Raw genomic sequence first — 25,195 nt, 5'->3', positions numbered from 1 at the left:
TTCCTGCCCGGTCCCGGGCGCGCCTGTCAGCGCGCCTGACCTTGACCTCTGGCGCGCCGTCAGCGCGCCTGGCCGTGACAGTGCTTGTACTTCTTGCCGCTGCCGCAGGGGCAGGGGGCGTTGCGCGGGGTGTTGCGCCAGGATTCCGGCGTGTCGCGCTCCAGCGTCTCGGCCACCGGCAGGGCGCCGGCGCCGTAGGCCTGGGGCCGCAGCCGCTGGTCGTCGGCCCGGCGCACCATACCCGGGGGCAGGGCCTCGGCCCCGGCCGGGACCAGCGCCGGGTCCTCGCGGGTCAGCTCGCCCACGGGCTCCGGCGGCGTCGGCAGGTCGGCGTCGGCCTGCCGGACCTGGACATGCATCAGCACGGTGGTGACCTGCTCGCGCAGGCTCGCCAGCATCGTCTCGAACAGCCCGAAGGCCTCGCGCTTGTACTCGTTCAGCGGGTCGCGCTGGGCATAGGCGCGCAGATTGATGCCCTGGCGCAGATGGTCCAGGTTCAGCAGGTGGTCCTTCCACTGCTGGTCCAGGATCTGCAGCAGCAGGCTCTTCTCGATGGAGCGCATCAGGGTGGCGCCGTAGGCCGCCTCCTTCTCCGCCATCGTCTCGTCGGCGAAACGGGTCAGGCGCTCGACGATCTCCGCGTCGGCGATGCCTTCCTCCTTGGCCCACTCCTTGACCGGAAGGTCCGCGCCCAGGACGCGCATCACCTCCTCGTGCAGCTGGTCGGTGTTCCACTGCTCGGCATAGGCGTTCGGCGGGATGGCCTTGGACACCATCTCCTGGATCACCTCGTGCCGCATGGACACGACGGTGTCCTGGACGTCCTCGGCATCCATCACGTCGCGGCGCTGCTCATAGACGACCTTGCGCTGGTCGTTCATCACGTTGTCGTACTTGAGCAGGTTCTTGCGGATATCGAAGTTGTGCGCCTCCACCTTGGTCTGCGCCTTCTCCAGCGCTTTGTTGATCCAGGGGTGGATGATCGCCTCGCCCTCCTGCAGGCCCAGCTTCTGGAGCATGCCGTCCAGGCGCTGGCTGCCGAAGATGCGCATCAGGTCGTCTTCCAGCGACAGGAAGAACTTCGAGGCGCCGGGGTCGCCCTGACGGCCGGAGCGGCCGCGGAGCTGGTTGTCGATGCGGCGGCTCTCGTGCCGTTCGGTGCCGACGACATAGAGGCCGCCGGCCTTCAGAACCACCTCCTTCGCCGCCGCGATCTCATCGCGGATGCGGGCGATGGCGGCCTCGCGCTCCGGCCCCTCGGGCAGGTCGGACAGCTCGTGCTCGATGCGCATTTCAAGATTGCCGCCGAGCTGGATGTCCGTGCCGCGGCCGGCCATGTTGGTGGCGATGGTCACCGCCCCCGGCCGGCCGGCCTGGGCGACGATGTACGCCTCCTGCTCGTGGTAGCGGGCGTTCAGGACGTTGTGCGGGACCTTCTTCTTCTTCAGGAAATCCGACAGCAGCTCCGACTTCTCGATGGAGACGGTGCCGACCAGCACCGGCTGCTGCCGGGCACGGCACTCCTCGATCAGGGTGATGATCGCCGCGTACTTCTCGTCCGCCGTGCGGTAGACCTCGTCGTCCTGGTCCTTGCGCCTGACCGGCAGGTTGGTCGGCATGTCCACGACGGGCAGGCCGTAGATCTCCATGAACTCCGCCGCCTCGGTCATGGCGGTGCCGGTCATGCCGGCCAGCTTGGGGTAGAGGCGGAAGTAGTTCTGGAAGGTGATGGAGGCCAGCGTCTGGTTCTCGCGCTGGATGGTCACGCCCTCCTTCGCCTCCAGGGCCTGATGCAGCCCCTCGGAGTAGCGGCGGCCTTCCATCATGCGGCCGGTGAACTCGTCGATGATGACGACCTTGTCGTCCTTGACGATGTAGTCCACGTCGCGGGTGAACAGCTTGTGCGCCCGGAGCGCCTGATTGACGTGGTGGACCAGGGTGACGTTGTGGATGTCGTACAGGTCGCCGGTCTTCAGCAGCCCGATCTCGATCAGGCGCTGCGCCACCTTCTCGGTGCCGCCTTCGGTCAGGCTGACGGCGCGCGCCTTCTCGTCCTTCTCGAAGTCGCCGTCCTGCACCGTCTCCCGCACCACCTTGTCCAGGGCGATGTACAGTTCGGAACTGTCGGTGGAGGGGCCGCTGATGATCAGCGGGGTGCGCGCCTCGTCGATCAGGATCGAGTCGACCTCGTCCACGATGGCGAAGTTGAAGGGCCGCTGGACCATGTCGGCCAGCCGGTACTTCATGTTGTCGCGCAGATAGTCGAAGCCGAACTCGTTGTTCGTGCCGTAGGTGATGTCCGCGGCATAGGCGGCGCGCCGCTCGGCATCGTCCAGCCCGTGCACGATGCAGCCGACGGACAGGCCCAGGAAGCGGTAGATCTGGCCCATCCAGCCGCTGTCGCGCTTGGCCAGATAGTCGTTCACGGTGACGACGTGGACGCCCTTGCCCTCCAGCGCGTTCAGATAGACTGCCAGCGTGGCGACCAGCGTCTTGCCTTCGCCGGTGCGCATCTCGGCGATCTTGCCGGTGTGCAGCACCATGCCGCCCATGAGCTGCACGTCGAAGTGCCGCTGGCCCAGGGTGCGCTTGGCCGCCTCGCGCACGGTGGCAAAGGCGTCGGGCAGGATGTCGTCGAGCGTTTCGCCCTTCGCCAGCCGGTCGCGCAGCCAGTCGGTGCGCATCTGCAGTTCCGCGTCGGACAGGCCGGTCAGCTTGGGCTCGATCGCGTTGATGGCTTCGACCTGCTTCCGCAGGCCCTTCACCACGCGGTCGTTCGCGTTGCCGAACAGCTTGCGGGCAATGGCACCGAACATGAAGACCTCGGGACTCTTGAAGACGCTGCGCACGGGACCGGCCGCGCGAGGCTGTCACATGGGACCGCGCGCCGTCCCGGTCAACGCGCGCCCGGCCAACACGCGAGACAGCACCCCGGCGGCCGGGCGGCAGGGGGGGGACGGTACGGGCGCGGACCATACCATGATCGCGCCATTTTCCAATTGCCTTGATGCCGCTGCCCGGTGCCGCCGCTTGCCCGGGGCGGGCCGGCATGCTTTAACCGCTGGCGCGCATCCCGGGCGCGACCCGGGCGTCCGTCAACCCGGTTGGTCAGCAAGAACTCGCGCGAAGGAACGCCAAGGCATGATTTCGAAGAAGGTGCGCGCCGCGATCGCCGCCGCGGCACTGGGCACCGTGGCGACGGTGGCGATGGGCCAGAGCCCCCTCCTTGCCCAGGAGGCGAAGCCGGCCGCCCAGGCCCCCGCCGGACAGGCTGACGACAACCCGGTCGTCGCCCGCGTCAACGGCAAGGAGATCCGCCGGACCGAGGTGCTGGCCGCGTTGCAGCAGCTCCCGCCGCAGGTGCAGCAGCTTCCGCTCCCCATGGTCTACCCGGCCGTGCTGGAGCAGGTGGTCAACGCCCATCTGGTGACCCAGGCCGGCTTCAAGGACAAGCTCCAGGACACCACCGAGGTGAAGCAGCGCCTGAAGGCCGCTGAGGAGCGATTCGTCCAGGAGGCGTTCCTGAAGAAGGCCATCGACGCGAAGATGTCCGACGCCCTGGTCAAGAAGAAGTTCGACGAGTGGCTGAAGGAGAATCCGCCGCAGGATGAGGTGCGCGCCCGCCACATCCTGGTCCAGACCAAGGAAGAGGCCGAGGCCCTGATCAAGCAGATCAAGGGCGGCGCCGACTTCAACAAGCTGGCCGCGGATCAGAAGATCGACACCGCCGCCGCGCAGCAGCAGGGCGATCTGGGCTACTTCACCAAGGACCAGATGGTGGAACCCTTCGCCAAGGCAGCCTTCGCCATGAAGCCGGGCGATGTCAGCCAGACCCCGGTGGAGACGCAGTTCGGCTGGCACGTCATCAAGGTCGAGGACAAGCGCAAGCAGACCCCGCCGACCTATGAGGAGGCGGCGCCGGAGCTGCGTCAGGTGGTGGCGCAGGACATCGCCGGCGACGTGGTGGAAGGGCTGCGCAAGCAGGCGAAGGTGGAGATGTTCGGCATCGACGGCGGCCCGATGCCGCCGCCGCCGGCCCCGCCCGCCGGCAACGGTGCGGCCAAGCCGGCCGGCAAGGACGGCAAGTAGGCCAGAGGCTGACGGTCTTCGGGCTGACAGGCCCCAGGCTGACAGAGACGACAGGGCGGACGCGGGCGACCGCGCCCGCCCTTTTCTTTTCCGGTTCCAGCGGCACCGGACGCCTGCCGGCCTGCGCCTGTGTCAGCGCCGGCATGCGCCGGGCGTCGGGGTTCCGGGCCGTGGCGGGGCACCCGGCCCTTGACCTCCTCCCGCCCCATCGGCTTCATGGCCGCGCTTCCCGAGATCGGAGCCGTTCCATGTCGTCCAAGGTTTCGCCGCTGGCGCCCGCTTCCTTTCCGCAGCTTCCCCCCGTGGCGGGGGTCCGTCTGGCCGCCGGGCGATGTGGCATCCGCTACAAGACCCCGCGGGACGAGACCATGGTCGCCCTGTTCGAACCGGGCACGACCGTGGCCGGCGTGCTGACCCGTTCGCTCACCGCCTCGGCGCCGGTCCACCGCTGCCGGCGCTCGCTGGCCGGCGGCAGCATCCGCGCGCTGGTGGTCAATGCCGGCAACTCCAACGCCTTCACCGGCAAGGCCGGGGAGGCGTTCGTGGACGCCACCGTCGCGGCGGCGGCCCGGCTCGCGGGCTGCGACCCGTCGGAGGTGTTCACCGCCTCCACCGGCGTGATCGGCCAGCCCATGCCGGCCGACCTGATCGCCCGCCACCTGCCGGCGATCTGGCCGACGCTGGGGCCGGCGCAGGGCGGCGCCTGGGAGACGGCGGCGCGCGCCATCATGACCACCGACACCTTCCCCAAGGGCGCCTTCGCCGTGGCGGAGATCGACGGGGTGCCGGTGACCGTGGCCGGCTTCGCCAAGGGCAGCGGCATGATCGCGCCCGACATGGCGACGATGCTGGGCTTCCTCTTCACCGACGCGGCCATCGCTCCGGCGGCGTTGCAGCGCCTGCTGGCGCGGGCGACGGAGCGGAGCTTCAACTCCATCACGGTGGACGGCGACACTTCCACCTCCGACACGGTGATCCTGGCCGCCACCGGCAAGGCCGCCCATGCCCCGGTGACCGAGGCCAGCGACCCGCGCCTGGACGGGTTCCGCGCGGCGCTGGAGGCGGTCTGCCTCGACCTCGCGCAGCAGATCGTGCGCGACGGCGAGGGGGCGACCAAGTTCGTCACCCTGCGCGTCACCGGGGCGGAGAGCCATGCGGCGGCCAAGCGGGTGGCGCTGACGGTCGCCAACTCGCCGCTGGTGAAGACCGCCGTGGCCGGCGAGGACGCCAACTGGGGCCGCATCGTCGCCGCCGTCGGCCGCGCCGGCGAGCGGGCCGAGCGCGACCGGCTGGTCATCGCCATCGGCGGCGTTCCGATCTGCCGCGACGGCATGGAGGTGCCCGGCTACGACGAGGCGCCGGTCGCCGCCCACATGAAGGGCACGGAGATCGGGATCGACATCGACCTGGGCGTCGGCCAGGGCGAGGCCACGGTCTGGACCTGCGACCTGACCCACGGCTACATCGACATCAACGGCAGCTACCGGAGCTGACGGGGTGGGCGCGCCCGGCCCGTCCGCAGGCGGCTCTTCCCAAGGGGGGCCTCCCCTCGGGCCTGCCGGCGTGCTGGAGACGGCGCGGCTGTCGCTGCGGCCGCTCGTCGAGGCGGACCTGCCGGCGCTGATCGACGGTGTCGGCCGCCCGGAGGTGGCGCGCTGGCTGATCCGGGTGCCGCATCCCTATACCGAGGCCGACGCCCGCGCCTGGCTGCGTGTCTGCACCACCGCGGGCGCGGCGGGCACCCTGCTGCACCGGGTGGCGCTGCCGCGCGGGGGCGACCGCATCGTCGGTGCCGTCAGTCTGGTCCGCAGCCGGGCCGACGCACCGGAGGCGGAGCTGGGCTACTGGCTGGCGCCGGAGGTCTGGGGCCGCGGCTACGGCACGGAGATGGCCTCGGCCCTCGTGGCGGCCGGCTTCCGCGACCTCGGCCTGATCGCGGTGCGGGCGGCGGCGGAGCCGGGCAACACCGCCTCCAACCGGGTGCTGGCCAAGGCCGGGCTGATGCTGGAACGGGTCGATCCGGCGCACGACCGCGGGCTGCGCGGCCCGCCGGGGCCGGCCAATCTGTGGCGGATCACGCGGACGGAATGGGAGAGGATGCATGGCCGCTGAGGGCGATACCCCCTGCTGGCAGGAGGAGGTGCGGTCGCTGCCGCCGGTCCGCACGGTGCTGGTCGTCGCCGCCGCCCTGGTGGACGTGGACGGCCGCGTGCTGCTGGCCCAGCGCCCGCCCGGCAAGTCGCTCGCCGGGCTCTGGGAGTTCCCCGGCGGCAAGGTGCACGAGGGCGAGACGCCGGAGCAGGCCCTGGTCCGCGAGCTGCGGGAGGAGCTGGGCATCGACACGGCGTCGAGCTGTCTCGCCCCGCTGACCTTCGCCAGCCACCGCTATGACGGCTTCCACCTGCTGATGCCGCTCTATGCCTGCCGCGTCTGGAAGGGCGAGCCGACGCCGCAGGAGGGGCAGGCGCTGGCCTGGGTGCGGCCGGCGCGGATGCGCGACTATCCGATGCCGCCGGCCGACCTGCCGCTGGTGGCGATGCTGCGCGACCTGCTGTAGTGCCGCCCCTGTCGTCGTGCTGCCCCGTCAGGTCCCGTCCGGCCTGACGCCGGTGCCGATCTCCTCCGTCCGCAGGGCGTCGGCCAGCCGGGCGTCGGCGCTGCCGCGGCGGGCCGGCTGCTGCTGCACGCCCGGATCGGGCGCCCAGCCGGCCAGGTACAGCACCTGGAAGGTCGCCGGCACGGTGCCGTCCGGCTCCCGGAACAGCTCGCCGTAACGGTCCAGCGCGCGGGCCAGCACGGCCGGCCGGGTCGGCCGCTTCAGCCGGTCCAGCACGGCGTTCGTCTCGCCCATGCCGCGCAGGTCGCGGATCAGGCGCAGCGGGTCGGGATAGGAGACCGTCAGCGTGTCGCTGTCCGCCACCGGCAGGGCGAAGCCGGCCCGCTGCAACAGGCCCGCGGCGTCGCGCAGCCCGGCCATGGGGCTGACCCGCGGGCTGACGCCGCCCGCCGTCTCCGCCTCTGCCTCCAGCAGCGCCCGGCGCAGCTCGATCAGCGTGTCGCCGCCCAGCATGGCGGCCAGGAACAGCCCGTCCGGCCGCAGCGCGCGGCGGATCTGGAGCAACGCGCCGGGCAGGTCGTTGACCCAGTGCAGGGACAGGTTGCTGACCACCAGATCCAGGCTGGCCGGCGCCAGCGGCAGGAACTCCTCGTCCGCGGCCAGGGCGGGTCCGCCCGTCCGCGTTGCCGCCAGCCGCGCCATGGCCGGCGACAGGTCGGCATGGATGATCGTTTCGATACCGGAACGGCCCTTCAGGACCGGGGCCATTTCGCCGCCGTGACAGCCCAGGTCCAGGACCAGAGGGAACTGCCGGCGCAGCCCGTCCAGCCGTTCCGCCAGACGCTGCGCCACCTCCGTCAGCAGAAAGTCGTGCAGGCCCAGATCGGGGGCCGCCCGGTCCCGGTGGCGGCGGACGATCCGCCGGTCGAACACGGTCATCGTATCGGCGTCGGGCATCCTCGGCGTCTCCTTCCCACCCGCGGTCCGGCGTTCCGGTCCGGCGTCCCGGCCCGGCGCCGCGGTCCGGTTCCAAGGTCCGGTTCCGGGGCGTTGGTATAACCGTCGGCGGCGCGGGACAACCCCCGCCACCGTCCGCGGCCGCTGTTTCCGCCGCCAGCGTCCCACGGCGCGGCTCGCCCCGGCCGGCGGCTTCTGCTACCCTGACGGCATGGAGACCGCAGGCGATACGACCGTAGGGCAGCGATGGCGACAGGCGGTGCGCGTCCTGCGCGACTGGCGCGGCCGGGCGCTGAACCTGCTGCTGCCGCCGCGTTGCCTCGCCTGCGGGACGGATGTGGAGGCGCCGGGGACGCTCTGCCCGGCCTGCTGGAGCCGGGTCACCTTCATCGGCCCGCCGCTCTGCGCCTGCTGCGGCCGGCCGTTCGACTACGCCGCGCCGGACCGCAGCCTGTGCGGGGCCTGCATCGCCGCCCCGCCGCGCTTCGACCGCTGCCGCTCCGCCCTGGTGTACGACGAGGGCAGCCGCGGTCTGGTCCTGGCCTTCAAGCATGCCGACCGCACCGACGTGGCCGAGGGCTTCGGCGCCTGGCTGGCGCGGGCCGGGGCGGAGCTGCTGGCGGATGCCGATCTGGTCGCGGCCGTGCCGCTGCACCGCTGGCGCCTGTTCGCCCGCCGCTACAACCAGGCGGCGCTGCTGGCCCTGGCCGTGGCCCGCCGCAGCGGCCTGCCGGCCTGCCCCGACCTGCTGCTGCGCCGGCGCCGCACGCCCAGCCAGGGCGGGCTGTCGCGCCGCGGCCGCGCCCGCAACGTCGCCGGCGCCTTCGCCGTGCGCGCGGCCTGCCGCGACCGGGTGCGCGGCGCCCGCATCGTGCTGCTGGACGATGTCTTCACCACCGGCGCCACGGTGGAGGAATGCGCCCGCGTCCTGAAACGCGCCGGCGCCGCCCGCGTGGACGTGCTGACACTGGCCCGCGTGGTCCGGCCGGTGGACGTGTCGTGAGGGGGGCCGCCCCCACCCGTCCGGGCCTGCCCGGCGGGGGTTGGCGGGGCGGGGCGGGGCGGTCATAGTGGGGGTCCCTCCCACCGCACGCCGTTCCGCCATGCCCAAGGTCGAGATCTACACCAGCCCCTTCTGCCCCTATTGCGTCCGCGCCAAGCGCCTGCTGGACGCCAAGGGTGTCGCCTATGAGGAGATCGACGTGATGGAGCAGCCCGGCCGCCGGGCGGAGATGACCCGCCGCGCCGAGGGCCGCACCACGGTGCCGCAGGTTTTCGTGGACGACCGCGGCCTGGGCGGCTGTGACGACATCCACGCCCTGGACCGGGAGGGGCGGCTGGACCCCCTCCTGGGGCTCGCCGGCTGATCCCCGGACCGTTCTTCCCGTTTCCCCGCACGACCCGCCAGCGCCGGGCAGGGGCCTCACTGTCCGGCGGGGCCTCACTGCCCGGGTTCACTGCAAGGACAGAAGGACCATGACCGCAACTCTCCGTGCCGCCGTGGTGCAGGTCAATGCCGGCCCCGAGATCGGCCCCAACCTGGAGGCGGCCGGCACCCTGGTCCGCCGCGCCCGCGACGCCGGGGCGGAGCTGATCTGCCTGCCGGAGAACGTCGCCATGATGGTGCAGGGCCGGCAGAAGGTGCTGGCCCGCGCCAGGCCCGAGGCCGAGCATCCCGGCCTGCCCTTCTTCCAGGATCTGGCGCGGGAGACGGGGGCCTGGCTGATGACGGGGACGCTGGCCTGCCTGCTGGAGGACGGCCGTGTCGCCAACCGCGCCTTCGTGGTGGACCCGGCCGGCGCCGTCGTCGCCCGCTACGACAAGATCCACATGTTCGACGTGGACCTGCCGGGCGGCGAGAGCTACCGGGAGAGCGCCACCTACCGGCCGGGGGACCGCGCGGTCATCGCCCCCACCCCCTGGGGCGGGCTGGGGCTGACCATCTGCTACGATGTCCGCTTCGCCTATCTTTTCCGAGCGCTGGCCAAGGGCGGGGCGCGGCTGGTCACGGTGCCGGCCGCCTTCACCGTACCCACGGGCCGCGCCCACTGGCATGTGCTGCTGCGCGCCCGCGCCATCGAGACCGGCGCCTTCGTGCTGGCCCCGGCGCAGACCGGCAGCCATGACGAGGGCCGCCGCACCTACGGCCATGCCCTGATCGTGGGGCCCTGGGGGGAGGTGCTGGCCGATGCGGGGGAGGAGCCGGGCTTCGCCGTCGCCGACCTGGATCTCGCCGAGGTGGACGAGGCGCGGCGCATGGTGCCGGCTCTCGGCCACGACCGCGGTTTCGCGGGTCCCTGAACCCGGCCCCTGAACCCGGGCCGGTGCCCCCGGCCCGCCGGCCCCTACCTGCCCAGCAGCCCCTTCAGGGTGCGCAGCAGCGCCTCGGGGTCCAGCGGCTTGGTCATCACCGCCGTGTGCGGCCCGACCAGGGCGGCGGCCTCGTCGTCGCTGGAGAGAAAGCCCGTGACCACCACCACCGGCAGCTCCGGCTGTGGCCCGCGCAGGGCCTGGATCAGCTCCCGACCGCCCAGCCGGGGCATGCGCATGTCCGTGACCACCACGTCGGCCGCGTCGCGGGCATGGGCGTCCAGCGCCTGCCGCCCGTCGAAGGCGGTGGTGACGCGGAAGCCCCGGCGCTCCAGGAAACGCTCCAGCGCCATGGTGGCGACGACCTCGTCGTCCACCACCAGGATGTGGGGCTCCATGGCGTTGTCCGTCGTTGCGGGACTGTCGCCGGTCATGCTGTCGATTCCGATCATGCCGCACTCTCCAGGGCTGCCGGCACGGGCAGGGTGACGACGAAGCGGGTGCCGCGCGGCTGCGGGACCGCCTCGATCCGGCCCCCCATGGCGGCGACGATGCTGGCGCAGATGGACAGGCCCAGCCCCATTCCCTTCTCCGACGCCTTGGTGGTGAAGAACGGATCGAAGATGCGGTCGGCCATCCCGGCGGGCAAGCCGGCGCCGTCATCCTCCACCGAAATCGTCACCGCGGTGCGGCCCGGGGCGGCGGCGGCATGCAGCCCGATGCGGCCCGGCGGGGGGGAGTCGGCGCTGTCCGGTGCCGGGTGCGCCCGCGCCTCCTCGATGGCGTCGCGGGCGTTGGTCAGCAGGTTCAGCACCACCTGTTCCAGCTTCACCGCATGGCCTGTCACTGCCGGCAGCGGCTCCTCGATCTCCAGGCAGAGGCTGATATCGGCGCTGGCGAAGTGGCGCTCCAGCAGCCCCGCGGCCCGGCGCAGCGGTTCCGCCGGATCGAAGCGCTGGGGCCGCTCCGGGGCGCGGCGGCCGAACTGGCGCATCTGGTCCACGATCCCGCCCATCCGGGCCGACTGGTCGCGGATGGTGGCGAGGCCGCTGCGCAGATAGTCCAGGTCGGGCGGCCCCTCCTCGTCCAGCAGCAGGGCGCAGTCGGTGGCGGTGATGCGGATGGCGTTCAGCGGCTGGCTGACCTCGTGCGCCACGCCGGCCGCCATGGTGCCCAGGGTGGCCAGCTTCGCCGCCTGCGCCAGTTCCTCCTGGAGCTGGCGGTATTCGGTGAGGTTACGCGCGGTACCGACAAGCTGGATCACCCGCCCGGTCTCCGGATCGAACACCGGAACCAGGGCCGTCAGCCAGACGGTGCGGCTGCCGTTGCGCTCGACGACATGCTCCATCTGGCGCGGCGCCCGGGCCTCGGCGCAGGCGGCGAACCAGCCGGCCACCTCGGCGCCGTAATCCCCGCCCAGCGCTTCCTCCGGGGTGCGCCCGATCAGGACCGCCTCGGTCAGGCCGGTTTCCCGCACCAGGGCGGGGTTCACGGCGGCATAGCGGAAGCTGCCGTCGCTGCCGACATCCACGACGAAGATGGCGTCTGCCGCATGCTGCACGATGCCGGCGTAGCGGGCCTCGCTCTCCCGCAGCGCGCGGACGACGGATTCCAGTTCGGCGGTGCGCTCCGCGACCCGGCGTTCCAGCGTCTCGTTCGCCTCGCGCAGGGCCTCGTTGGCGGCGGCCAGCTCCGCCGTGCGGGCGGCCACGCGCTCCTCCAGCCGGGCGTTGGCCTCGCGCACGGCGCGCTCGGCGCGCATCCGCTCCTCCACCTCGGCGCTCAGCGCCGTGTTGATGAGGCGGAGCTGGGCCGGGCTGGGCAGGGCCAGCGCGCGCGGCAGCAGCGGCCAGATGACGATGGCGGTCGCCACCGATGCCAGGGCCGTGACGGCCTTCACCGCCCCCTCCAGCACGTAGGACGGATACCAGAGGGTGATGGCGCCGAACAGGTGGGTGGTGCCGCAGGCGAAGATGAACAGGCTGAACAGCACGAAGATCCAGCCGAACACGATGTCGGTGCGGCGGCGGACGAAATAGACCAGCGCGGCCGGGATGGTGAAATAGGCGGCAGCCGTCAGGAGGTCCGAGACGAGATGCGTCCAGATCAGGGCCGGATGCCAGAGAAGGCACATGCCATGGGGCATGAAGGGCGCCGGATCGAACAGCAGCCGAAACAGATCCATCGATCCGTACTCCGAAATACTGGCGCATCCGTGCCAGAGCAGTTCAAGGCCGGCCGGACGGTTCAGGGATTCGGTTCAGTCGCAGACCGATGGGAGGGCGTCAACCCGACAAGGGTCATAGGATCGCCCTGGCGGAAGCAATAGGGGGGGCGTCCGGCGGCCCCGGTCCTGACCGGATGGAGGCTGTTCCGTCAGCCGGCCGGGATTGAGCATTCCCCGGGCGATCGTATATGACACCACGGTTGCAGGGCGGCCGGCAGGTCGGGCCGCGGGCAGGGGATGATGATCCTTTACCAGCTTCAGTGCAGTGCCGGCCATTCCTTCGACGGGTGGTTCCGCAGCGGGGCGGTCTACGATCAGCAGGCGGCCGCGGGCGAGATCTCCTGCCCGGTCTGCGGGGACCGCGGCGTCAGCAAGGCGCCGATGGCGCCCAGCATCACGAAGGGCCGCGGCGCGGCATCCGCGCCCACAGCCGCGCCCGCAGCCGCACCGGGAACCGCCCCCGATGCCGGCGGGGCACCGGCTCCGGCCAGTGCCCCCATGGCCGAACTGATGCGCCAGCTCCGCGAGCTGCGCCGGCATGTCGAGGCCAATGCGGACTATGTCGGCGAGCGTTTCGCCGAGGAAGCCCGCCGCATCCATTACGGCGAGGTGGAGAGCCGCGCCATCTATGGTGAGGCCAGCCCGCAGGAGGCGGAGGAACTGCGCGAGGAAGGCGTCGCCGTCAGCCGCATCCCCTGGGTTCCCGGTCACGACGCCTGACGGCGGTTCCGGCGCGGGTTGCCCCTTCGGGGGCCGGGGGCTTTCTTCGCGGACTCGCGCGCAGAGCTTGCACGCGGGAACCGATTCGCCCCTCTTCCGATGCCGGACCGCTCCGAAAAGCACCGCCCCTTCCGGGTCCGGTGCGCGGATGCGCCGCGGCGCGAAACAAGATTTTTCCAGACGGCACACAAAAGCAATAAAAACAAAAATCAAACCCTCGACAGGCTTTCTTCCTTTCGTAGCCGTTGCGCTGGACAAAAACCCCATGCACCGTGGCAGAACAGGCCGTGGGCGCATCCGGGGACTCGGTTCCCCTGCGCCAGAGCGGTCGATCAGGGAGAAGCGCGGAGCATGCAACAGGATACAACCCAGAGGATAAGCTCGCACCCGAAGTTCGCGGAGCTTGTCACGAGGCGGACCCGTCTCGGCCTCATCCTCTCCCTTATCGTCATGGCGATGTACTTCGCCTTCATCCTGGCGGTGGCCTTCGCCCCGAAGGCGCTGGGCGCCTCGCTGGCGGGCGGCGTCACCACTGTCGGCATTCCGATCGGCATCCTGATCATCGTGACGGCGTTCCTGCTGACCGGCATCTATGTGCGCCGTGCCAACGCGGAGTTTGACGAGCTGAACCGCCAGATCATCGAGGACACTGTCTGATGCCCGCCCTCCCCATGATGCATGCGGCCGCCGGGACGGGTCCGCGCACGCTTCCGGCCGTGGCCGGGACCCTGGTCAGGGCTGCGGCCGGAACCGTCGCTGCCCTGGTCGGGGCGGCGCTGCTGCCCGGCACCGCCCTGGCCGATGCCATTGCCGGCCAGACGGAACTCCAGGCGACCAACTGGCATGCCATCAGCATGTTCCTGGTGTTCGTCGCCCTGACCCTGGGCGTGACCTACTGGGCCGCGCGGCGCACCAAGTCCGCCAAGGATTTCTACGCCGCCGGCGGCGGCATCACCGGCTTCCAGAACGGCCTTGCCATCGCCGGCGACTACATGTCGGCGGCCAGCTTCCTGGGCATTTCGGCGCTGGTCTTCACCTCGGGCTTCGACGGGCTGATCTATTCGATCGGCTGGCTGGTCGGCTGGCCGATCATCCTGTTCCTGATCGCCGAACAGCTCCGCAACCTCGGCAAGTACACCTTTGCCGACGTGGCCAGCTACCGCCTGCAGCAGACGCCGGTGCGCACGCTGTCGGCCTGCGGTTCGCTGGTCACCGTGGCCTTCTACCTGATCGCGCAGATGGTCGGCGCGGGCCAGCTCATCAAGCTGCTGTTCGGCTGGGAGTACTGGGTGGCCGAGGTGGTGGTCGGTGTGCTGATCATCGGTTATGTCACCTTCGGCGGCATGCTGGCGACGACCTGGGTGCAGATCATCAAGGCGGTGATGCTGCTGTCCGGCGCCACCTTCATGGCCGTGGCCGTGCTGTTCGCCTTCGGCTTCAGTCCCGAGGCCATGTTCCAGAAGGCGGTCGAGGTGCATCCCAAGGGCACCTCCATCATGGAGCCCGGGGCGCTGATCAAGGACCCGGTCTCGGCCATCAGCCTGGGGCTGGCGCTGATGTTCGGCACGGCCGGACTGCCGCACATCCTGATGCGCTTCTTCACCGTGGCCGACGCCAAGGAGGCGCGGAAGTCGGTGTTCTACGCCACCGGCTTCATCGGCTACTTCTACATCCTGACCTTCATCATCGGCTTCGGCGCCATCATCTACCTGACCGGCAACCCGGCCTATGTGGACCCGGCCGGCGGGCTGATCGGCGGCGGCAACATGGCGGCCATCCATCTGTCCGACGCGGTGGGCGGCGACTACTTCAAGGGCTTCATCTCGGCCGTGGCCTTCGCCACCATCCTGGCCGTGGTGTCGGGCCTGACGCTGGCCGGCGCCTCCGCCGTCAGCCACGATCTCTATGCCTCCGTGTTCCGGCGCGGCCGGGTCAACGAGCGGGACGAGATCCGCGTCTCCCGGATCGCCACGGTGGCGCTGGGCATCGTCGCCATCCTGCTGGGCATCACCTTCGAAAAGCAGAACGTGGCCTACATGGTCGGTCTCGCCTTCGCCGTGGCGGCGTCGGCGAACTTCCCCATCATCCTGCTCTCCATGTACTGGTCGCGGCTGACCACCCGGGGCGCCGTCGTCGGCGGCTTCCTGGGGCTGGTTTCGGCGGTGGTCGGCGTCATCCTGGGCCCGGTCGTCTGGGTCAAGGTGCTGGGCAACGCCACCCCGATCTTCCCCTATGAGAATCCGGCCCTGTTCTCCATGTCGCTGGCCTTCCTCGGCACCTGGCTGTTCTCGGTGACCGACCGGAGTGCGGTGGCGCGGGCCGAGGAGCAGGCCTATGCGGCGCAGTTCGTCCGCTCGCAGACGGGCCTGGGCGCGGAAGGGGCGGCGGCGCACTGAGCGAGCGCGGCCCGGACAGGAGGGCGGCGGGCGGGGTCTCCGGCCGGATGCCGGGAATCCCGCCCTTCCGCCCGCGTGCTTCCTGTCCTCGGCGCCGGCTCCCCCCGGCGGGCCGGCGTCAGGCGCGTGACCGGCGCGGCTGTGACGGAGGGGACCCATGACCATGCGGCAGGACGGGCGGCACGGTCCGGGCGGAGGCGATGCCGGGTCGCCGTCTCCGCAGGCGCTGCTGGAGGCGCACGCGCCGGACCTGCTGGACCGGGTCGCCGCCGCCGCCAGCCTCGACGACCTCGCCGCCGCCCTCGGGGCGGACGGGCGCGGTTCCGGCGGGAGCGGGCCCGAGGGGGGCGGACATGCCCGGCTGGTTCGGACCCTGGCGGCCAGCGGCACCCCGGTGGCGGCCCTGTCCCGGGCCGTGGCGCTCCTGAACGACCGGGTGATGGAGCGGCTCTACCATCTGGTCCTGACGCCCGAGCAGGCGCGGTCCTGCTGTCTGATCGTCATGGGCAGCGAGGGGCGCGCCGAGCAGATCCTCAAGACCGACCAGGACAACGGGCTGATCCTCCCCGACGGGGCCGACTGGCCGGATCTGCCCGGGCGGCTGGCGGCCTTCTCCGCCGGGCTGGCCCGGCTGGGCTGGCCGCCCTGTCCGGGGCGGGTCATGGTCACCAATCCGGCCTGGGTGATGACGGAGCGCCAGTGGCAGGACGCCGTCCGCCACTGGGTGCGCAGCCCGGGGGAGGACGGCATCATGGCCGTCGCCATCTTCGCCGACGCTGCCGCCGTGGCGGGCGACGCGGCGCTGCTGGCCCGCACCCGGGCCGTGCTGCTGGAGCTGATCCGCGGCCACACGCCCTTTCTCTGGCAGTTCGCGCGCATCGCCCTGCAGTTCGACACGCCGCTCGGCTGGTTCGGTCATCTGGTGACCGAGGGCGGGGAGCACAGGGGCCGGCTCGATCTCAAGAAGGGCGGTATCTTTCCCATCGTCCACGGCGTCCGCTCGCTGGCGCTGGAGGCGCGGCTGGAGGGCGCCACCAACACGCTGGACCGGATCGGACTGCTGGTCGAGGCGGGGAAGCTGGACGGGGTGACCGCGGCGGAGCTGCGGCGGGCCTTCGACGTCCTGGTCGGACTGCGGCTGCGGACCCGGCTGGAGGGGGACGCCCCGGTGGACACCCAGGGGGACGGCCGGGAGGATGGCCGGGCGGATGGCCGTGTGGGCGTCGGGGCGGTGCCGGACACTCTGGTGACCCCGGCCCGGCTGTCCGCCGCCGACCGGGACGCGCTGCGCGACGCCCTGCGCAGTGTCCGGCGGTTCAAGGACCTGCTGTCCTACCACTTCCATCTGGCGGTGCTCTGACCGCCGCGGCCCCCGGGCCGTCCGGGCGCGGTGCGGCGCGGTCGGCGAGCGCCGCCTGGAAGGCGGCATCCACCTCCGGCCGGGCCGACGGCATCTCGCGGCCGATGCGGGTCAGCAGATCGTCGGCCGCCGCGGCGCCGTTCGCTTCCTCGAACAGCAGGAACCAGCCGGCATAGGTGCGGCCCAGAAGACGCGGATCGGTCGCGTTCCCGGGGCCGGGCTCCGGCACGACCCAGAATCCCAGCCGTCCGTCGCCGCGCAGGGCGACGAAGGGAAGCTGGGAGATCTGGAGCCGGGTCGATCGGTGGCGGGCCATGATGCGGGGATCGTCGGGCGCGGGGCGCAGGTCTTCCAAGGGTGGGGCCGCGGCACGCCCGGGACCATCTATCCGTTCGTATCCGGTCGATGCATCGGGATCGCCTGTCCATACGGGGGTGCGTCATGGCGGCCTGCGCGCATTTCGGTCCTGTATCGGTGCCGGCATCCGGACGTATGACTTTCCGATATGACGTCCGCATGACAGTCGTCGGTCCATATCCACCATGCTGCCCTCTCAGGCTTCCGGCGGGTCCGCCGCCGCCGACCTCACCAGGCCCTTCGCGCTGCACAGCCTCTATCTCCGCGGCCGCGGGGGCACACGTCTGGAACTGCGGCTGAGCAATCTCAGCGGGCTGCGTCTCCGCGGCTTCGACCTGTCGCGCGCCACGCTGTTCGCCTGCAACCTGTCGCATGCGGTGCTGGAGAACTGCCGCTTCCATGAGGCGGACCTGTCCAACAGCCTGTTCCTGTCGGCCAATCTGCGCCATTGCGACCTGTCCCGCGCCATCCTGCGCGGGGTGCGCTTCTACAAGGCGGACCTCCAGGACGTCCGGCTGGACGGATCGGACCTGCGGGTCGGCTCCGTCGCCATCCACCGGGCCGGCGCCCGGCCGGGCACGCCCGACCTGGTGGCGCGGGAGTACCGCTCCGACCTGTCGCACTGCAATCTGCAGGACGCGACCCTGGAGGGGGCGGTGATGCGCAACGTGAAGCTGGTCGGGGCGAACCTCCGCAACGCCGACCTGCGCGGGGCCGACCTCTCCGGCTCCGACCTCAGCGGCAGCGTTCTGCTGGGGGCGCATCTGAACGGCGCCAACGTCTTCGGGGCCGAAGTCGCGGGGGCGGTCTTCGATCTGGACGACACGACCCGCCGCATGTTCCGCGGCCTGCCCGCCTTCGAGGAGCATCTGAGCAATCTGAAGGAGGTGGAGGCCATCGCCGCCGGGCACGAGGACTGGGTGGAGGCGCGCGGCAAGGCCGGCCGCCGTGCCGACTTCGCCGGGCGCTCGCTGAAGGGCGTGGATCTGCGCGGGCGGGAGCTGTCTGCCATCTCCTTCCGCGGTGCCGACCTGACCGGGACGAAGCTGGCGCACGCGAAACTGGCCGCTGCCGACCTGTCCGGGGCGAAGCTGCACTACACCGACCTGTCGGGGGCGGACCTGCGCGGCGCCAACCTGACGGGGGCCGAGGCGATGTACAGCAGCTTCGAGACGGCGGATCTGTCCGGCCTGCCGCTGGCAACGGGGGGCATGCTGCGGACCCGGCTCACCGACGCCCGGTTCGAGCACTGCCAGTTCGACGGCGCCGTGCTCGACCCCGACGGGCTGGCCGGCGCCACCGTCCTGCCGGGCTCGGCGGCACCGGCAGCGTGAGTTCCCGCCGGCTCAGCCGCCCGGCCGCATCACCACCTTGATGCAGCCGTCCTGCTTGTCGCGGAAGGTGCGGTACGCCCCCGGCCCGTCCTCCAGGCTCAGCCGGTGGGTGATCAGGAAGGAGGGGTCGATCTCCCCCTTCTCGATCCGTTCCAGCAGCGGCCGCATGTAGCGCATCATGTGCGTCTGACCCATGCGGAAGTTCAGGCCCTTGGCGAAGGCGGCGCCGAACGGCACCTTGTCCAGCACCCCGGCATAGACCCCGGGGATGGAGATGGTGCCGCCCTTGCGGCAGGCCATGATCGCCTGGCGCAGCACATGCCCGCGGTCGGTGGCGAGGCCCACGGCCGTCTTGGCGCGGTCCAGCACGGCATCCACGCTGCCCGTTCCGTGCGCCTCGATCCCCACCGCGTTGATGCAGGAATCCGGGCCGCGGCCGCCGGTCAGCTCGTCCAGGCGGGCGCGCACGTCGTTGCGGTCGAAGTCGATCGTCTCCGCCCCCGCCTCGGCGGCCAGCCGCAGCCGTTCCGGCACGCGGTCGATGGCGACCACCCTGGCCGCGCCCTGCAACTGCGCGCTGCGGATGGCGAACTGGCCGACCGGGCCGCAGCCCCAGACGGCGACCACGTCGCCGTCCTGGATCGCGCAGTTCTCCGCCGCCATCCAGCCGGTGGGGAAGATGTCGGTCAGGAACAGGACCTTGTCGTCTTCCGGTCCGCCGTCGCGGACATGCGGGATCTTCATCGGCCCGACATCGGCATAGGGCACGCGGACATATTCCGCCTGTCCGCCGGCGAAACCGCCCATCAGGAAGGAATAGCCGAACAGCGCCGAGGGCGACTTTCCGAAGATCGTCTCCGCCACCCCGGCGTTGGGATTGCTGTTGTCGCACAGCGACCAGAGCTGGCGGTTGCAGAAGAAGCAGCCGCCGCAGGCGATGGTGAAGGGCACGATCACCCGGTCGCCGACCTTGAGGGTCTTCACCTCGCGGCCGGTCTCCACCACCTCGCCCATGAATTCGTGCCCCAGGATGTCGCCCTGGCGCATGGTCGGGATGTAGCCGTCATAGAGGTGCAGGTCGGACCCGCAGATGGCGGTGGAGGTGACCTTGACGATGATGTCGCCGGGTTCCGCGATACGGGGATCGGGCACCCGCTCCACCCGGACATCCTCCTTGCCGTGCCAGCACAGGGCCTTCATGCCGCTCCTCCGTCCTTTGCCGTTGCCGGGCCTGCAACAGCGGACGGCGCGGAACGTCCCCGGCCACGGCCGGGCGGGGGGCGCGGTCAGTCCCTGGTCGTTACGGCCCCGGGCAGCAGGACGTGGTGGCGCGTGCCGGGCGCGCCGGGCCGGGTCGAAAGCGTGGCCTGCACCTGGGCGGCCAGCGACTGCACCAGCACCATGCCGAGCCCGCCGCCGTCCGCGCGGGTGTCCGCCGGCCCGGGCGCCAGCCCGACGCCGTCGTCGGCGATGGTCAGCAGCACCCCGTCGCCCTCTGTCCCGCGCTCCAGCCGGACCGTGAGGCAGCCGGCGCGGCCGTCGGGAAAGGCGTGCTTCAGGGCGTTGGTGATCAGCTCCCCGGCCAGCAGGCCCAGCGGGATGGCGGTGTCCAGTTCCAGTTCCAGCGGTTCCGCCGCCACCTCGATGGCGATCCGGTCGGGGTCGGGCAGGAAGCACTCGGCCAGGGTCGGCGCCAGCCGGCGCAGATAGTCCGCGAAATCCACCCGTGAGGGCTGGTTGGTGCGGTACAGCAGTTCGTGGACCAGACTCATGGACTGGATGCGGGACAGGCTGTCCTCGAAGCCCTGGCGCAGCTCCGCCGGCAGTCGCATGGCCTGGAGCCGCAGCAGGCTGGAGACGAGCTGGAGGTTGTTCTTCACCCGGTGGTGGACCTCGCGGAACAGCACCTCCCTGTCCTTCAGCGCCAGTTCCAGCTCCGCATTGCTTTCGGACAGTTCGGCCGTGCGCTCGCCGACACGCTGTTCCAGCAGGTGGTTGGCTTCCTCCAGCCGGTCGCGCGCCTCTGCTTCGCGCCGCGCCCAGCGCAGCGCCAAGAGGCCCAGCCCCGCCACGCCCGTGGCGGCGATGGCGGCGATCAGCAGATAGACGCGCAGCCGCTCCCGCCAGCGCGTCTCCAGCGCCGTGGCGTCCAGCCCGACCATGACGCGCAGGTCGCGGCCGCGGACCGGGGCCTCGGCATAGAGGCGGTCGCCCTCGCCGGGCGTGGACAGGCGCAGCATGCCGCCGGGCGGCGGGGCCGGCGGCGCCGGGCTCTCTTCCGGGGCCGTTCTCTCTTCCGCTCCCGCATCGGCGCCCTGGACATGCCGCACCAGCACCTGCCGGTCCGCGCCCAGCAGCAGGATGGCCAGCCCGAAGCCGACATCCACCTGCTGGTAGAAATTCCGGAAGAACTCCTCCGCCACGGCCAGTCCGGCCACGCCGCGGAAGATGCCCGTCGGTGCCGGCAGCGGCTTGGTCAGGATCAGGAGGTTGCCGCCGGTGAAGATGCTGTTCTCCACCCGGTCCAGGACCATCAGCGGGGGTTCTCCCGCCACGGTCCGCCGGTGCTGGACCTGCAGGTAATGCCGTTCGGGCACTTCGAAGACCCGCATGGGGAATTCGCGGCTGCTGACGACACTGCGGCCGCCGGCATCCATCAGGTAGACGGAGTTCGCATGGTCCCAGGTGGCGACCAGCCGGCGCAGTTCCCGATGGACATCCAGGGTGTCCGGGATCGGTGCGTCGGGCGGGCCGGCCAGAGCGGCGGCCTCGTCCAGCACCACCTCGCTGGCGGCGACAAGCTGTCCGGCCTGCTCCGCCAGCAGCAGGGCGGTGTTGGCGGCCAGCCGGCCGGCATGGGCGACCATCTCCCGCCGGTCCTCGCGCGCGACCAGCAGCAGGATCGCCAGCACGAACAGCAGCACCACGCCCGCCGCCACGCCGACCAGGGTGGTTGCCGACAGGCTGTCCTTCCCGTCCCGGCCCGCCACCCCGTCCGGCCCGCTCTTCCCGTCCGGACCCGCCGTCCCGTGCGCGGCGGGGGTCGCGCCGGCGGCCTGTGCCGCGGCGGACCCCGATGCCGGGCGGGTTCCGGGCAGAGCCGGCCGGGGGGGCTGGGCGTCCATGGTCGTCGTGGCGTTCCCGTCAGCAGAAGCGCGTTACTCTACCACGGGAGCGGGAACAGGCCATCAGTCCCGCGCGGCATACAGCATGTAGTTCACGTCCACGTCGCGCTCCGCGAGCGAGAAGCGGTCCGTCATCGGGTTGTAGATCAGCCCGGTCAGGTTCTTGATGCCGAAGCCGAGCTGGCGCAGGCCGGTCGCCAGCTCCGACGGGCGGATGAACTTGCGCCAGTCATGCGTGCCCCGCGGCAGCCAGCGCAGCACGTACTCGGCGCCGACGATCGCCATGACGAAGGACTTCGCCGTGCGGTTGACGGTCGCCATGAACAGCAGGCCGTCCTGCTTCGTCAGGGTGGTGATGGCGGTCAGCAGCAGATCCACGTCGGCGACGTGCTCCACGATCTCCAGCGCCAGCACCACGTCGAAACGCTCGCCCGTCGCGGCCAGGGCCTCCGCCGTGCCGACGCGGTAGTCCACCGTCGTGCCGGTCTCCAGCGCGTGGGTGGCGGCCGTCTTCACGTTGCGTTCGGAGGCGTCGATGCCGACCACCTCCGCCCCCAGCCGGGCCAGCGGCTCGGCGATCAGGCCGCCGCCGCAGCCCACGTCCAGGATGCGGATGCCCTCCAGCGGGCGCTCCGCCATGGGATCGCGGCCCCAGCGGTCGCACAGGGCGTCGCGGATATAGGCCAGACGCACCGGGTTGAACTTGTGCAGCGGGCTGAACTTGCCGCGCGGGTCCCACCATTCCGCCGCCATGGCGGAGAATCGCTCGACCTCGCCGGGGTCCACGGTGGTGCGGGGACCGGGGGTCGCACCGGAACCGGGGGTGGAGCGGGGCGCGTTGGCCGCGGCGTTCATCGGGGGAATCCTCACGTTCAACGGGGGGCGTCGGATGGGCCGTTTCATGGCGGCATCCTTCCAGGGTGGCAACAAGATTTGGCAGGGATGCCCGCCGGTCCGGGCCCGGCTTGCGCCACCCCGGCCAAGCGAGTATGGATAGCCCGCCCCTTGACGGCAAGGCTGGCGCGGCTTCCGCGCGCCAACTTCATCCGTTCCGGGGGCGGGGGCCGGGCGCCCGTCCGGTTCCGCACGGAACCGGGTCGCCGCGGCGGCCCGATCGGACCACGGCCCCCGGTGCCGGCCCAATGCGGCCCGGCGTCGCGGGTCCCCTGGACAGGCGCTTCGGCGGTCAGGACCTTCGGCGGACAGATTATGGCGCGACTCGTCCTCAAATTCGGCGGCACCTCGGTCGGCGACATCGAACGCATCCGCAACGTCGCCCGCAAGGTGAAGCAGGAGGTCGATGCCGGGCACGAGGTGGCCGTCGTCGTTTCCGCCATGTCCGGCGTGACGAACCAGCTCGTGGAATACTGCCGCAGCATCAGCCGCATCTACGATGCGCGCGAGTACGACGCGGTGGTCGCTTCGGGCGAGCAGGTGACCAGCGGTCTGCTGGCGATCGCACTGCAGGATCTGGGCATCACCGCCCGCTCCTGGCAGGGCTGGCAGATCCCGATCCTGACCGACGACGTGCACGCCAAGGCGCGGATCGAACGGATCGACACCACCGAGATCGACCGCCGCATGAAGACCGGCGAGGTCGCGGTGGTCGCCGGCTTCCAGGGCGTGTCCCACCGCAACCGGATCAGCACGCTGGGCCGCGGCGGTTCCGACACCTCGGCGGTGGCGCTGGCCGCAGCACTGGGCGCGGAGCGTTGCGACATCTACACCGACGTGGACGGCGTCTACACCACCGACCCGCGCATCGTGGCGAAGGCCCGCAAGCTCTCCCGCATCACCTACGAGGAGATGCTGGAGATGGCGAGCCTGGGCGCCAAGGTACTGCAGACCCGGTCGGTCGAGATGGCGATGAAACACCGGGTGCGGGTGCAGGTGCTCTCCACCTTCGAGGAGGCCCCCGGCAGCGACCTGCCGGGAACACTGGTCGTTGACGAGGACGAAATCGTGGAACAGGAACTGGTCAGCGGCATCGCCTACAGCCGCGACGAAGCGAAGGTCACCCTGGTCGGGGTCGCCGACCGCCCCGGCGTGGCCGCCCGCATCTTCGGGCCGCTCGCCGACGCGGCCATCAACGTGGACATGATCGTGCAGAACGTGTCGGAGGACGGCACCACCACCGACATGACCTTCACCGTGGGCAAGGCCGATCTGGACCGCGCCGTGCAGGTGCTGGAGAAGGCGAAGGACGAACTGTCCTACCGCCGCATCGTCGCCGACAGCGACGTCGTGAAGATCAGCGTCATCGGCGTCGGCATGCGCAGCCACGCCGGCGTGGCGCAGCGCATGTTCAAGGCGCTGGCCGACCGCGGCATCAACATCCAGGTCATCTCGACCAGCGAGATCAAGGTCAGCGTCCTGGTGGCCGAGGAGTACACCGAGCTGGCCCTGCGCGCCCTGCACACCGTCTACGGCCTGGACCAGGCGTGACCATGCCGGTATCCGTGACCGCGGCCCGAGCCGCCGCCCGCCCGGCCCTTCCGCATACCGGGGGGCCGCGATGACGGCGCATCGCCAGCATCTGGACCGGCTCTGGCAGCGCGGTCGGGAGTTCCTGGGCAGCGACGTCGCCGTGATGGGCGGCGCCATGGCCTGGGTGTCCGAGCGCACCCTCGTCTCCGCCATCTCCAACGCGGGCGGCTTCGGCGTCATCGCCTCGGGTTCCATGCCGCCCGAGGTGCTGCGGGAGGAGATCCGCGGCACCCGCGCGCTCACGGACCGGCCGTTCGGCGTCAACCTGATCACGCTGCACCCGCAGCTCGACGCGCTGATGCGCGTCTGCCTGGAGGAGAAGGTCGGGCATGTCGTGCTGGCCGGCGGCCTGCCGCCGGGCGGCGCCATCCGGACGCTGAAGGAGGGCGGGGCGCGGGTGATGTGCTTCGCCCCGGCCCTGGTGCTGGCGAAGAAGCTGATCCGCAGCGGCGTGGACGCCCTGGTGATCGAGGGGGCGGAGGCCGGCGGCCATATCGGCCCGGTCAGCACCTCGGTGCTGGCGCAGGAGATCCTGCCGGAGGTGGGGCACGAGGTTCCCGTCTTCGTCGCCGGCGGCATCGGCCGCGGCGAGGCCATCCTGAGCTATCTGGAGATGGGGGCGGCCGGGGTGCAGCTCGGCACCCGCTTCGTCTGCGCCACGGAATGCCGGGCGCATCCCCGCTTCAAGCAGGCCTTCATCCGGGCCGGTGCGCGCGACGCCGTGCTCTCCAGCGCGGTGGACACCCGCTTCCCCGTGATCCCCGTGCGCGCCCTGCAGAACGAGGGCACCCGCCGGTTCCAGGAGAAGCAGCACGAGGTGATCGCGCGCTTCGACCGCGGCGAGCTGGACCAGAAGGAGGCCCAGCTCGAGATCGAGCATTTCTGGGCCGGCGCCCTGCGCCGCGCCGTGGTCGAGGGCGATGTGGAGACCGGCTCGCTGATGGCGGGCCAGTCGGTCGGCATGGTGACGCGGGAGCAGCCCACGGCCGAGATCATCGCCGACCTGGTCGACCAGGCCCTCGCCGCCCTGCGCCGCCGCGACCCCGCCTCCGAATAGCGCGCCCGTACCGCGCGGCCTCCCTCACCGGGCGGCGACCGGCCGCCCGGCCCCCGCTCCGGCAGGGTGTCGGCGGGCGGGGCATCCCTTTACCCCCTTCCGCTCCGGCCGCGCGGCCTATAGAACCGGCGGGGCGGGGGCCGCGGGGAAGGGGGCGTTCCGGCATGGGCAGCGGCAGCGGTCCGTGCGATGATGCGCCGTCCGAGCAACGCGAGAGGC

At 71.4% G+C, this 25,195-nt stretch carries 22 protein-coding genes; 14 read left to right on the top strand and 8 right to left on the bottom strand.

Going from position 1 to position 25,195, the window contains the following annotated elements:
* Positions 1–59: 59 nt before the first annotated feature.
* On the bottom strand, positions 60–2,816 hold the full coding sequence (secA, locus tag RC1_RS12795) for a preprotein translocase subunit SecA (protein WP_012567823.1): 2,757 nt from the start codon (positions 2,814–2,816) through the stop codon (positions 60–62).
* 325 nt (positions 2,817–3,141) lie between these two features.
* On the opposite strand from secA, the gene RC1_RS12790 reads away from it, so the two are divergent.
* The 4 genes from RC1_RS12790 to RC1_RS12775 all read left to right on the top strand — a co-directional run bounded on the left by RC1_RS12790 (position 3,142) and on the right by RC1_RS12775 (position 6,646).
* Entirely contained in the window at positions 3,142–4,089 is a 948-nt protein-coding gene (locus RC1_RS12790; protein WP_012567822.1) for a peptidylprolyl isomerase, read from the top strand.
* Positions 4,090–4,337: 248 nt separating this feature from the next.
* Entirely contained in the window at positions 4,338–5,582 is a 1,245-nt protein-coding gene (gene argJ / locus RC1_RS12785; RefSeq protein ID WP_012567821.1) for a bifunctional glutamate N-acetyltransferase/amino-acid acetyltransferase ArgJ, read from the top strand.
* 70 nt (positions 5,583–5,652) lie between these two features.
* Positions 5,653–6,201 carry a GNAT family N-acetyltransferase gene (locus tag RC1_RS12780; RefSeq protein WP_049766707.1) on the top strand — a complete coding sequence of 183 codons (549 nt, stop codon included), beginning with the start codon at positions 5,653–5,655 and terminating at the stop codon, positions 6,199–6,201.
* The gene (locus RC1_RS12775) at positions 6,191–6,646 is read left to right on the top strand and encodes a (deoxy)nucleoside triphosphate pyrophosphohydrolase (protein WP_012567819.1); all 456 of its coding nucleotides are present in this window, start codon (positions 6,191–6,193) and stop codon (positions 6,644–6,646) included. Before RC1_RS12780 ends, RC1_RS12775 begins: the two co-directional genes overlap by 11 nt.
* Before the next feature lie 27 nt (positions 6,647–6,673).
* Here the strand turns inward: RC1_RS12775 and RC1_RS12770 are convergent, their stop codons facing one another.
* Positions 6,674–7,603 (bottom strand): methyltransferase domain-containing protein, encoded by a 930-nt coding sequence (locus RC1_RS12770; RefSeq protein ID WP_012567818.1) that lies wholly within the window; start codon positions 7,601–7,603, stop codon positions 6,674–6,676.
* Positions 7,604–7,814: 211 nt separating this feature from the next.
* On the opposite strand from RC1_RS12770, the gene RC1_RS12765 reads away from it, so the two are divergent.
* From RC1_RS12765 to RC1_RS12755, 3 genes are all read left to right on the top strand, one after another.
* Positions 7,815–8,606 carry a ComF family protein gene (locus RC1_RS12765; protein WP_012567817.1) on the top strand — a complete coding sequence of 264 codons (792 nt, stop codon included), beginning with the start codon at positions 7,815–7,817 and terminating at the stop codon, positions 8,604–8,606.
* A gap of 100 nt (positions 8,607–8,706) precedes the next feature.
* Complete coding sequence (grxC, locus tag RC1_RS12760) at positions 8,707–8,970, top strand: glutaredoxin 3 (RefSeq protein WP_012567816.1); 264 nt, start codon at positions 8,707–8,709, stop codon at positions 8,968–8,970.
* Between the two features lie 109 nt (positions 8,971–9,079).
* The gene (locus RC1_RS12755) at positions 9,080–9,904 is read left to right on the top strand and encodes a carbon-nitrogen hydrolase family protein (RefSeq protein ID WP_012567815.1); all 825 of its coding nucleotides are present in this window, start codon (positions 9,080–9,082) and stop codon (positions 9,902–9,904) included.
* Positions 9,905–9,948: 44 nt separating this feature from the next.
* On the opposite strand, the gene RC1_RS12750 is transcribed toward RC1_RS12755, so the two are convergent.
* The gene (locus tag RC1_RS12750) at positions 9,949–10,365 is read right to left on the bottom strand and encodes a response regulator (RefSeq protein ID WP_012567814.1); all 417 of its coding nucleotides are present in this window, start codon (positions 10,363–10,365) and stop codon (positions 9,949–9,951) included.
* Positions 10,362–12,098, bottom strand: a complete 1,737-nt coding sequence (locus tag RC1_RS12745; protein ID WP_012567813.1) for a PAS domain-containing sensor histidine kinase — start codon at positions 12,096–12,098, stop codon at positions 10,362–10,364. The genes RC1_RS12750 and RC1_RS12745 overlap by 4 nt, the downstream gene beginning before the upstream one ends.
* A gap of 282 nt (positions 12,099–12,380) precedes the next feature.
* On the opposite strand from RC1_RS12745, the gene RC1_RS12740 reads away from it, so the two are divergent.
* The 4 genes from RC1_RS12740 (at position 12,381) to RC1_RS12725 (ending at position 16,616) form a co-directional block, all read left to right on the top strand.
* Entirely contained in the window at positions 12,381–12,860 is a 480-nt protein-coding gene (locus RC1_RS12740; protein ID WP_012567811.1) for a DUF1178 family protein, read from the top strand.
* Between the two features lie 351 nt (positions 12,861–13,211).
* Entirely contained in the window at positions 13,212–13,517 is a 306-nt protein-coding gene (locus RC1_RS12735; protein ID WP_012567810.1) for a DUF485 domain-containing protein, read from the top strand.
* A 17-nt stretch (positions 13,518–13,534) separates the two neighbouring features.
* Positions 13,535–15,256, top strand: coding sequence for a cation acetate symporter (locus tag RC1_RS12730; protein ID WP_148213577.1), 1,722 nt, complete (start codon positions 13,535–13,537; stop codon positions 15,254–15,256).
* Positions 15,257–15,413: 157 nt separating this feature from the next.
* Entirely contained in the window at positions 15,414–16,616 is a 1,203-nt protein-coding gene (locus RC1_RS12725; RefSeq protein ID WP_012567808.1) for a putative nucleotidyltransferase substrate binding domain-containing protein, read from the top strand.
* Here the strand turns inward: RC1_RS12725 and RC1_RS12720 are convergent.
* Positions 16,573–16,932, bottom strand: coding sequence for a hypothetical protein (locus RC1_RS12720; RefSeq protein WP_148213448.1), 360 nt, complete (start codon positions 16,930–16,932; stop codon positions 16,573–16,575). The two genes, RC1_RS12725 and RC1_RS12720, sit on opposite strands and share 44 nt — an antisense overlap.
* A gap of 226 nt (positions 16,933–17,158) precedes the next feature.
* On the opposite strand from RC1_RS12720, the gene RC1_RS12715 reads away from it, so the two are divergent.
* Positions 17,159–18,307 (top strand): pentapeptide repeat-containing protein, encoded by a 1,149-nt coding sequence (locus RC1_RS12715; RefSeq protein ID WP_012567806.1) that lies wholly within the window; start codon positions 17,159–17,161, stop codon positions 18,305–18,307.
* 12 nt (positions 18,308–18,319) lie between these two features.
* On the opposite strand, the gene RC1_RS12710 is transcribed toward RC1_RS12715, so the two are convergent.
* The 3 genes from RC1_RS12710 to ubiG form a co-directional block, all read right to left on the bottom strand.
* Positions 18,320–19,507, bottom strand: coding sequence for a zinc-dependent alcohol dehydrogenase (locus RC1_RS12710; RefSeq protein ID WP_012567805.1), 1,188 nt, complete (start codon positions 19,505–19,507; stop codon positions 18,320–18,322).
* 86 nt (positions 19,508–19,593) lie between these two features.
* Positions 19,594–21,432, bottom strand: a complete 1,839-nt coding sequence (locus tag RC1_RS20190; RefSeq protein WP_012567804.1) for a sensor histidine kinase — start codon at positions 21,430–21,432, stop codon at positions 19,594–19,596.
* A 63-nt stretch (positions 21,433–21,495) separates the two neighbouring features.
* The gene (gene ubiG, locus RC1_RS12700; RefSeq protein ID WP_012567803.1) at positions 21,496–22,287 is read right to left on the bottom strand and encodes a bifunctional 2-polyprenyl-6-hydroxyphenol methylase/3-demethylubiquinol 3-O-methyltransferase UbiG; all 792 of its coding nucleotides are present in this window, start codon (positions 22,285–22,287) and stop codon (positions 21,496–21,498) included.
* 354 nt (positions 22,288–22,641) lie between these two features.
* On the opposite strand from ubiG, the gene RC1_RS12695 reads away from it, so the two are divergent.
* Together RC1_RS12695 and RC1_RS12690 are read left to right on the top strand one after the other, a co-directional pair.
* The gene (locus RC1_RS12695; protein WP_012567802.1) at positions 22,642–23,877 is read left to right on the top strand and encodes an aspartate kinase; all 1,236 of its coding nucleotides are present in this window, start codon (positions 22,642–22,644) and stop codon (positions 23,875–23,877) included.
* A gap of 70 nt (positions 23,878–23,947) precedes the next feature.
* Positions 23,948–24,976, top strand: coding sequence for an NAD(P)H-dependent flavin oxidoreductase (locus tag RC1_RS12690; RefSeq protein ID WP_012567801.1), 1,029 nt, complete (start codon positions 23,948–23,950; stop codon positions 24,974–24,976).
* Positions 24,977–25,195: the final 219 nt, after the last annotated feature.

Source organism: Rhodospirillum centenum SW (genome assembly GCF_000016185.1).
GTDB lineage: Bacteria > Pseudomonadota > Alphaproteobacteria > Azospirillales > Azospirillaceae > Rhodocista > Rhodocista centena.
This window is presented reverse-complemented; position numbering and strand designations above follow the sequence as displayed.

Excerpts from the sequence above, each read along its gene's own strand:
- secA (WP_012567823.1), bottom strand. The coding sequence starts at position 2,816 with ATGTTCGGTGCCATTGCCCGCAAGCTGTTCGGCAACGCGAACGACCGC.
- RC1_RS12790 (WP_012567822.1), top strand. The coding sequence starts at position 3,142 with ATGATTTCGAAGAAGGTGCGCGCCGCGATCGCCGCCGCGGCACTGGGC.
- argJ (WP_012567821.1), top strand. The coding sequence starts at position 4,338 with ATGTCGTCCAAGGTTTCGCCGCTGGCGCCCGCTTCCTTTCCGCAGCTT.
- RC1_RS12775 (WP_012567819.1), top strand. The coding sequence starts at position 6,191 with ATGGCCGCTGAGGGCGATACCCCCTGCTGGCAGGAGGAGGTGCGGTCG.
- RC1_RS12770 (WP_012567818.1), bottom strand. The coding sequence starts at position 7,603 with ATGCCCGACGCCGATACGATGACCGTGTTCGACCGGCGGATCGTCCGC.
- RC1_RS12765 (WP_012567817.1), top strand. The coding sequence starts at position 7,815 with ATGGAGACCGCAGGCGATACGACCGTAGGGCAGCGATGGCGACAGGCG.
- grxC (WP_012567816.1), top strand. The coding sequence starts at position 8,707 with ATGCCCAAGGTCGAGATCTACACCAGCCCCTTCTGCCCCTATTGCGTC.
- RC1_RS12755 (WP_012567815.1), top strand. The coding sequence starts at position 9,080 with ATGACCGCAACTCTCCGTGCCGCCGTGGTGCAGGTCAATGCCGGCCCC.
- RC1_RS12750 (WP_012567814.1), bottom strand. The coding sequence starts at position 10,365 with ATGATCGGAATCGACAGCATGACCGGCGACAGTCCCGCAACGACGGAC.
- RC1_RS12745 (WP_012567813.1), bottom strand. The coding sequence starts at position 12,098 with ATGGATCTGTTTCGGCTGCTGTTCGATCCGGCGCCCTTCATGCCCCAT.
- RC1_RS12740 (WP_012567811.1), top strand. The coding sequence starts at position 12,381 with ATGATCCTTTACCAGCTTCAGTGCAGTGCCGGCCATTCCTTCGACGGG.
- RC1_RS12735 (WP_012567810.1), top strand. The coding sequence starts at position 13,212 with ATGCAACAGGATACAACCCAGAGGATAAGCTCGCACCCGAAGTTCGCG.
- RC1_RS12730 (WP_148213577.1), top strand. The coding sequence starts at position 13,535 with ATGCATGCGGCCGCCGGGACGGGTCCGCGCACGCTTCCGGCCGTGGCC.
- RC1_RS12725 (WP_012567808.1), top strand. The coding sequence starts at position 15,414 with ATGACCATGCGGCAGGACGGGCGGCACGGTCCGGGCGGAGGCGATGCC.
- RC1_RS12720 (WP_148213448.1), bottom strand. The coding sequence starts at position 16,932 with ATGGCCCGCCACCGATCGACCCGGCTCCAGATCTCCCAGCTTCCCTTC.
- RC1_RS12715 (WP_012567806.1), top strand. The coding sequence starts at position 17,159 with ATGCTGCCCTCTCAGGCTTCCGGCGGGTCCGCCGCCGCCGACCTCACC.
- RC1_RS12710 (WP_012567805.1), bottom strand. The coding sequence starts at position 19,507 with ATGAAGGCCCTGTGCTGGCACGGCAAGGAGGATGTCCGGGTGGAGCGG.
- RC1_RS20190 (WP_012567804.1), bottom strand. The coding sequence starts at position 21,432 with ATGGACGCCCAGCCCCCCCGGCCGGCTCTGCCCGGAACCCGCCCGGCA.
- ubiG (WP_012567803.1), bottom strand. The coding sequence starts at position 22,287 with ATGAACGCCGCGGCCAACGCGCCCCGCTCCACCCCCGGTTCCGGTGCG.
- RC1_RS12695 (WP_012567802.1), top strand. The coding sequence starts at position 22,642 with ATGGCGCGACTCGTCCTCAAATTCGGCGGCACCTCGGTCGGCGACATC.
- RC1_RS12690 (WP_012567801.1), top strand. The coding sequence starts at position 23,948 with ATGACGGCGCATCGCCAGCATCTGGACCGGCTCTGGCAGCGCGGTCGG.